This is a genomic window from Phormidesmis priestleyi ULC007, from assembly GCF_003003695.1.
GTDB classification, from domain to species: Bacteria; Cyanobacteriota; Cyanobacteriia; order Leptolyngbyales; family Leptolyngbyaceae; genus Phormidesmis_A; species Phormidesmis_A priestleyi_A.
In genome coordinates this window covers 1-626 of sequence record NZ_PVWG01000156.1, presented here as the reverse complement: position 1 = coordinate 626, position 626 = coordinate 1, and the positions used below count along the sequence as shown (strand labels likewise).

Genomic DNA, 626 nt, shown 5'->3' with positions numbered 1-626 from the left:
GTGAAGCAGCAGATCAGCGATATGGCGATGAATGGGAGCGGAATTCGCGATACGGCACGGGTGCTTGGGATTAGCCCAACCACCGTGATTGAAACGCTCAAAAAAAAGTTCCAAGCTAAAAGCGGTGAATGAAATCGTGTTAGCCGAGCTAGAACCGCCTCAAACCATCGCTCGGCTGTGCCTTGCCGATGATTTAGATCTCGAAGCTGAAGTGGATGAAATGTGGAGTTTTGTCCAATCCAAAGATCAACAACGGTGGTTGGGGTGGGCAATTGACCATACGACAGGTCAGGTGTTGGCGTATGTGTTAGCCAATCACAAAGATCAGGCATTCGTAGCATTAAAAGCCCTGTTGGAACCATTCGGCATTATGCAGTTCTACAGCGATGGCTGGGGGGCGTATGAACGTCATCTCGCTCCTGTCTTTCACACAGTTGGAAAACGGAATACTCAGAAAATTGAGCGCAAACATCTGACGTTGAGAACCCGGATTAAGCGATTGGCACGTCAAACGATTTGCTTTTCTAAGTCGATTGTGATGCATGATGGGGTGATTGGACGGTTCATTAATCGCGTCATATTCGGATTCCCCATTTAGACACGAACAACACGTCTAGAACATTACC

The 626-nt window shown here is 47.8% G+C and carries 1 pseudogene; it reads left to right on the top strand.

Features of this window, described 5'->3' with window-relative positions:
* A pseudogene (locus tag C7B65_RS27165) lies at positions 1 to 598 on the top strand (IS1 family transposase); the annotation flags it as partial.
* Between the last annotated feature and the right edge of the window lie 28 nt (positions 599 to 626).